Below are 2011 nucleotides of genomic sequence, written 5' to 3' on the forward strand. Positions count from 1 at the left end.
GGCATTCGCTGTCAATGTTGCAGAAAATTGCTGGCGCTCTCAATCAGAAGGTTGAGATTAAGTTTTCAGCGATCGCATCTTGAGACAAGTTTGGTGTAGTCGAAGTTTTTCAGCAAAATAAGGGCGATCGCTACAATAATTCAAGCTAATCTTAATTTTTTTGATGTGTGGCTTATTGGTAGGCTATATTTGACTTGTGCCACCTGATCAGCCAGTAATCTAGCCACTGCAAGCATTTCTATGGATAACGAGCTTTACAAGATTTTCGAGAAGACTTACTTCAACCATAAGTATTATTTGAAGGAGTTTAAGGGGGCGGGGGCTTTTGGAGCGGTGTTTTTGGCGGATGAGGTGGTGGGTGGTACAAAAATTCAGGAGGTGGCGATTAAGGCGATTCGGAAGGATAAAATGCCTTCGGATATTATTGCTAAGGAGTTAGTTACAGCGATTAGGCTGAAACATCCTAATTTGATTAATTGCATTACTTCTGAGGAGGGACGGTTAAAGCATTTGGCGTTTAATTATGACTGTTATGGTCTGGTGATGGAGATTGCGAGTGGAACGCTAGAGGATTATTTGCAAGCATCGCGGGTTTTGCCAGTTGGTGAAGTGAGAGAAATTGTTGAGGCGATCGCTTCGGGACTTGTGTATTTGCATGGTCAGTCGGTAACGCATCGGGATCTGAAACCTGCGAATGTGTTGCGGGTGGGGAATGTTTGGAAAATCTCAGATTTTGGGATTGCGCGGCAGATGGGGCGAGAAAGTGGCACGATGACGACTAGCTTCACGGGGACACCAATTTATATGCCGCCAGAGGTTTATGCTGCTTATTCGGAAGATGCACCAATGAAGGTTTCTCCTGCTTGGGATATCTGGTCTTTGGGTGTGATGATTGTGGAAATGCTGACGGGGGCGTTGCCGTTTGATGGGGTGACGGATATTTGGAAAATGAATATCAAGATTAAAGGGGATTTACCTCAGCTTTTTGATTCGATTGTTCAGAATTGCTTGGTAGATGCCCCGAAACTACGATTGTCTGCGAAAGAAATATTAGAAATTCTGATACCGAAACAACAAAGAGACATTTTGCTGTCTCAAGTATCTATACCAACTCAGACATTAGTATTATCTCAATATCGAAGAGACTCTGCTGGAATTATTTTAGAATTACCAAATAGCCAAAAACTGGAACTTGTAAAGATTCCAAGTGGTCAACTAATTATGGATGGAGGTCGTGAGATTAACCTCGATGAAGAGTTTTGGATGGGAAAATATCCAGTTACGCAAGCACAATATCAAGCAGTAATGGGCAGCAATCCATCAAAATTTAAAGGTGACGCTCAATTACCTGTAGATAGCGTATTTTGGAAGAATGCAGTGGTTTTCTGTAAGCAACTATCAAGACTCACAGGACGAAAGATCAGACTTCCAAGTGAAACTGAGTGGGAGTATGCGTGTCGAGCAGATTCAAGAACAAAGTATTATTTTGGTGATGATGATAAAGAATTAGATAAATATGCTTGGTATGGCGATAATTCAGGACAGAATCCGCACCCAGTAGGAAATAAGCTTCCAAATAAATGGGGGCTATACGATATGCACGGCAATGTTTGGGAATGGTGTCAAGCAGATTTATTAACTAGCGAAGACTCAGATCGCCAAGCCGTTCGTGGTGGTGGTTGGAATCGCTACACTGATAATTGCCGATCTGGTTATCGTGGTTATTATCCTGCTGCTGATAGAGACTCTGATATAGGTTTCCGCGTAGTTCTATTTTCTTAACTGAGGGTACTAAATTGCAAATAAATCAAGTGGCTACAAGTACTAGCCTAAAACTTGATCAATATTTTTTGAGGAGCAATTCGGGCATCTAGCAGGAGGGGTATTTTTTCGCGATTGAGAGTGTAAAGTGAAATGTGTAAAGTCTGGGATGTATGCAGAGAGATAATCTAGCCACACAATAACTAACACAAAAACCGATGAATATTCGCAAAGAATTGCTAGATGAATT

General features: G+C 41.7%; 1 protein-coding gene. It reads left to right on the forward strand.

Features of this window, described 5'->3' with window-relative positions:
* Positions 1–240: 240 nt before the first annotated feature.
* Positions 241–1782, forward strand: a complete 1542-nt coding sequence (locus tag H6F42_RS16540; protein WP_190400474.1) for an SUMF1/EgtB/PvdO family nonheme iron enzyme — start codon at positions 241–243, stop codon at positions 1780–1782.
* Positions 1783–2011: the final 229 nt, after the last annotated feature.

Origin of the sequence: Pseudanabaena sp. FACHB-1998 (genome assembly GCF_014696355.1) — a bacterium.
In the GTDB taxonomy this organism is placed as follows: domain Bacteria; phylum Cyanobacteriota; class Cyanobacteriia; order Pseudanabaenales; family Pseudanabaenaceae; genus Pseudanabaena.

What these genes read in the sequence shown, in the direction of transcription:
- H6F42_RS16540 (WP_190400474.1), top strand. Translation starts at nt 241, where the DNA reads ATGGATAACGAGCTTTACAAGATTTTCGAGAAGACTTACTTCAACCAT.